This window comes from Wolbachia endosymbiont of Drosophila leontia (assembly GCF_028981785.1).
Classification (GTDB): Bacteria; Pseudomonadota; Alphaproteobacteria; order Rickettsiales; family Anaplasmataceae; genus Wolbachia; species Wolbachia pipientis.
In genome coordinates, this window is sequence record NZ_JAPQLK010000119.1 from 1 (window position 1) to 4921 (window position 4921).

General features: G+C 34.7%; 5 protein-coding genes. 1 reads left to right on the forward strand and 4 read right to left on the reverse strand.

From position 1 onward, the window contains the following. Positions 1 to 322: 322 nt before the first annotated feature. The 4 genes from OZD63_RS03780 to OZD63_RS03795 form a co-directional block, all read right to left on the reverse strand. Positions 323 to 1081: a cell division protein FtsQ/DivIB gene (locus OZD63_RS03780; protein ID WP_274979636.1), complete on the reverse strand. Its 759-nt coding sequence runs from the start codon at positions 1079 to 1081 to the stop codon at positions 323 to 325. Continuing rightward, a complete protein-coding gene (locus tag OZD63_RS03785; RefSeq protein ID WP_275008160.1) occupies positions 1062 to 2069 on the reverse strand; it encodes a D-alanine--D-alanine ligase in 1008 nt (335 codons plus the stop codon). The genes OZD63_RS03780 and OZD63_RS03785 overlap by 20 nt, the downstream gene beginning before the upstream one ends. A gap of 88 nt (positions 2070 to 2157) precedes the next feature. Next, positions 2158 to 2805, reverse strand: a complete 648-nt coding sequence (locus OZD63_RS03790; protein ID WP_275008162.1) for a hypothetical protein — start codon at positions 2803 to 2805, stop codon at positions 2158 to 2160. 331 nt (positions 2806 to 3136) lie between these two features. Beyond that, positions 3137 to 3511, reverse strand: coding sequence for a ferredoxin family protein (locus OZD63_RS03795; protein WP_077188509.1), 375 nt, complete (start codon positions 3509 to 3511; stop codon positions 3137 to 3139). A gap of 61 nt (positions 3512 to 3572) precedes the next feature. On the opposite strand from OZD63_RS03795, the gene dprA reads away from it, so the two are divergent. Beyond that, positions 3573 to 4661, forward strand: coding sequence for a DNA-processing protein DprA (gene dprA, locus OZD63_RS03800; RefSeq protein ID WP_275008165.1), 1089 nt, complete (start codon positions 3573 to 3575; stop codon positions 4659 to 4661). Positions 4662 to 4921 lie beyond the last annotated feature (260 nt).

Consider the following 4921-nt stretch of genomic DNA (forward strand, 5'->3'; position numbering starts at 1 on the left):
GCATTAAAAAGCAGCTAAATCGCGGTTATTAAGCGTTTAGAATAAAAAAACGCCATACTTGAAAGTATAATGTAAGTGATTAGCCAACCACGGGGCTTCTTTTGCCTTTTTTTTCGTTTGGTAAATTTCTTAAATATTTATAGCTAAACGACAACCGTCATCCCGCTACGTGTTAGCGGGATCTATGTTAAGGTATGGCGGTTAAATAAGGGATCTATGTTAAGAGATACCGCGAATGAACCGCGGTATGACGGTTCGCGGCGGGATTCCAGTGTCTGGGCACTGGGATGACAGGAAAAGGGGCTACTTGGATGACAGCAGATCACCTCTTCACAAAAATTTTATCAGTAATACGCATATCAATAATACTCCAATCGCTGAAAGTAAAATCAGTTGCATTGTGTAAGTGGTTTAAATAGTCCCATGCACTATAAGGGTTATCTTCAGGCAGTTTTACTGTGGAATCGTTATCAAGTATGATATTCCATCTTCTATTCCCTATATAAGCAAAAGAAGAAATGTGGTCTCTTAATTGAGTTTTACTCTCCAACACATCTCTAACAAATTCTAGGTTTGATAACGAGTTTTGTCCTGTAATTACAACAAGATCATCTACTAGATAGTCATCTACGATCACTTTACCTTCAAAATCAATTACCGAGGTTTTGTTATTATCTTTCCAGAGAGCAAACGGTTTATGCTCATCTATATTAATGTGTAGAGTATTGGGCAAAATTCTGTGAACTCTTACGTGTTTTATCCATCTGCTTACGGATTGTATGTTACCGGCAAGTTTTGAAAGTGATATATACAGGATAGGTTGCGTTCTATCTGTCAAACTTAGAATATCCTTTTTGTTTGTAAATTTATTGCCGCTCACGACTACTTCGTCGATTGAAAATCCACTACTGAGTAATAAACTAGATAGGCAGTCATTATACCAAGTAAAGTAGTAATTAAATCGATTTATTATTTTATCAAGTGAGCTGTAAAGTATTAGCGTAAGAAAAAGTGCTGTGATAATAACCAAGGCACACTTACGCAAAAAACTCCTTTGGCTTCTAGTAATACTGCTCAACATGACTTAAATCCCTAATATTTTTGTGCTGCAAACTATCTTCAATAATAATTTTAACTAATTCATTAAAATCGATTCCTTTTGTCAATTTTGCAATTTCTGGCACTAACGATAACTCAGTAAAGCCAGGATGTGTATTAATCTCAAGCATTTTTAAAGTGTTATTTTTGGGATTATAACGAAAATCTGAGCGGGAAATAGTTTTACAGCCTAAAAATTGATGAATTTTCAGTGCATGTTCCAAGGTCATTTTATATATATTGTCAGGAATTTCAGCAGGAAATATATGTTCTGCAAATCCATCTGTATACTTTGCTTCATAATCATAGAATTTATTTTTTGGTCGTATTTCCATAGTGCCAATTGCTTCATCTAGCAATACAGCAGTATGTAACTCTATTCCTGGGACATATCCTTCTATGATCATCAAGTCTCTTGTCATAGAAGTAGCTCTTTCCTTTTCATCCAAGTAGCCAGACACTGCCTGGTCACGCGCTGCAAACATGTTTTTTAATTTTAAATAATCATCATGCGAGAAAATTATGTGCACTCCGATGCTAGAGCCTTCGTTAATTGGTTTTAAGACGTACGGATAATCGATTTTAATATTATTTTTTAGTAGATCTTCTCGGCTAATTACATAACCTTTTGGAGTGTCGATACTAAGGGACCGAAATATATGCTTTGACATCACTTTATTCATAGCAACAGCAGAAGCCATAACTCCTGAGTGTGTATATTTTATACCTAAAATCTCCAATAAACCTTGAATGCAGCCATCTTCACCATAAGGTCCATGCAGAGCAATAAAAGCAAGGCCCGAATTAATTTTTCTAAGCTTTTCAGCAATGTTGCTGTCAACATCTATTTCTATTGCATTATATGAAAGGCTATCGAGCGCCTTCTTTACTGCTTTTCCGCTCATAAGCGATATTTCTCTCTCACAAGAAAACCCACCACTTAAAATTGCTATAGTTGGAACCATAAGCATTCTATGTTTTACTATATAGCATATATAACGGTTACATTAAGCTTATTAAATACCTACTTTGGCTAACTATAAGACCTTCTTACTTTCTTCAAGCACTTTTTTTATCCACTTCAAATAGCGTGCTCGGCAACGGTAGTGGCGTGTTTGCTGCACCTTTATACTGTTCACAGATAAGCTTTTCTAAATCCTCAGCAGATTGTTCTTTTGCTTCTTCTTTTTTCACTACTCCACTAGTTACTAAATCAATTAAGGCTGTAGTGTGTATTATCATTCGATTATTTAGCTCAAATATCTTTTTTGTATCAAGTGAGGGGTTTCTAATTAAGGCAGATAGTGCATGCATATATTTGTCTATATCAGAAAGACTTTTGTTTGTATCATAGTTGCTAACTAATATATATTCCTTCAAACGCTCAATTTCTTCTGGAGTAAACTTGTAAACTTCATCAAGTTTCCTTATTAAAGATATAGTAAGTATTCTACTTAAAACTCTTAATTCTCTAATAAATTGTACTCCTTCTCCTTCAGGATAAGACATTTCTTCTTTTTTATATTTCTTAAATAATTCTTGATCATAAGACTTTCTGAGATCTGACATCATTGCCAACGCTAACTCTTTTGAACCTAGCTTAAAAACTTCGTTGAAGCTGCTTGCGTTGGCATCTTGTGCACCGCCTGCAGTAATTCCACAACTCCAAGAAATCTTTTCAAACAAGCTACGATACTCTTTTATCATCTCTTCCAGCAATATTTTAATACCATCTTCGGTTAACTCTACTGTTGATAATAGACCACATGCTTTTTCAAGATTACCGTTCGCTTGAAAAAGTAACCCTTCAATCTTTTAAATGGTTTCTCTTTTATTTATACTCATAACTTACCCCCAAGATTTAATGCTAACAGCTAGTTTTATAATCAAATATTTCAAAAGTCAATAAGCCTTTTTCCTTAATCCTTAAATTAATCGATACTAATTTATCAGCATAACAACTTAGATAACGCAACTATTTTCAGCAACCAAAAACAACAACCCTGAAATACAAAAAGTTTCTTTTCCTTCAGTAGCATTATTCTAAATTTTCATCAAAATAAGCTGTTTTATCCTTTTTTTCCTTATACTCTTCTGCGGTATAGAGAGGTTGCTTCTTAGCTGTGATATTTGGCCATTTTTGTGAGTATTCTACGTTTATGTTGTAAAATGATTTGAAGATTTTTTGTTCACTGTTCAGTAACTCTTCATCTAGTTCTAAAATATCTTTTATGGAATCATCAGTTACAATTGCATCCACTGGACACTCAGGTATGCACACTCCGCAATCAATACATTCATCTGGGTTAATCACGAGCATGTTTTTACCTTCATAGAAGCAGTCAACGGGACATACTTCCACACAGTCCGTATATTTACATTTTATGCATTTATCTGTAACAAAATGCGTCATAAAACACTGTATATTTGCATTATCTTGAGTACACTAAATTGATAAGAAATTCAAGCCTTTTATGAAGATAAATAAATTGAACAACAAAGAATTAGAAGTATGGTTAAGCTTGGCTAGAACTATAGGACCAACAAAGTTTTTTAGTATACTAAGAACACATGGATCGCTAGATGAGGTGTTGAAATATCTCAATAGGGTGGCTAATAATAAGGTGTATGGCATTCAAGATGCACGAGAAGAAATCAATAATGCAGAAAGAATTGGAGCTAAAATTATACCCGCATGTGACCCAGATTACCCTGATCTTTTAAGAAATATCTCTAGTTGTCCTCCTGTAATAACTGCGCTTGGTGATATATCATTATTAAGCCGTGAGATAATTGCAATAATCGGTGGGCGTAACTCTTCAATGAATGGAAGAAATTTTGCCAATAAGTTGGCACTTGATTTAAGCGAAGCTGGTTTTGTTATCGTTTCTGGACTTGCAAAAGGAATCGATACTGCAGCAAACAGTGTAATATACAAAAATCATCCCACTATTGCTGTTACAGCAAGCGGAATTGATGTGGTGTATCCAAAAGAGAATTTTGATCTATACAAAAAAATCACTGGGAACGGTGGGTTAGTAATTACTGAGCTTCCATTTGCTACTGAACCAAAGCCTCAATATTTTCCTCAAAGGAATCGAATTATATCTGGCCTATCGCTAGGTGTTGCAGTGATTGAAGCATCGAAACGTTCTGGCTCTCTAATAACAGCAGATTTTGCTTTAAATCAAGGGAGAGAGGTGTTTGCAGTTTCTGGTTTCCCTTTAGATTCACGCTGTAGTGGTAGTAATTATTTAATTAAAAACGGTGCTAAGCTTATCGAATCCGCTGATGACATAATAGAGAGTATTAGGTTTAGTCTACCTCCGCAGCAAAAAAAACTATTTGATGTTGAGCACTATGCTGTTAACCAAAAACAAGAAAAATTACAACAGGCAAAATCTGTTATAGTTGATCATATTAACTCTGTACCTGTTGATATAGATGAACTTATATTAGCAGGCGGACTTTCTACCAACATAGCTCTAATGGCTCTTTTAGAACTAGAGTTGGAAAACAGAATAGAGCGTTCCCCGGGGAATAAAATATCGTTAATTTTCTAGATTACTTTAGCTATAGCTAGGTCGTTTTACTAGATGTTCGTACAGATATAGCTAAAGTGGCTTAGGTTCACCTACAATTTGAAAAACAACAAATTCGTCATCCCGCTACGTGTTAGAACCTGTTAAGGATCTCGAAAATATGAGGTAAAATAAGTATAGTTAAGAAAGAGGTATATCTATGCAAAAAAGCTATCCAAGCGATATAAGTAAAGAACAATTTGAAAAAATTAGACCAATACTGGAGAGTAGCAGAAAGAAAA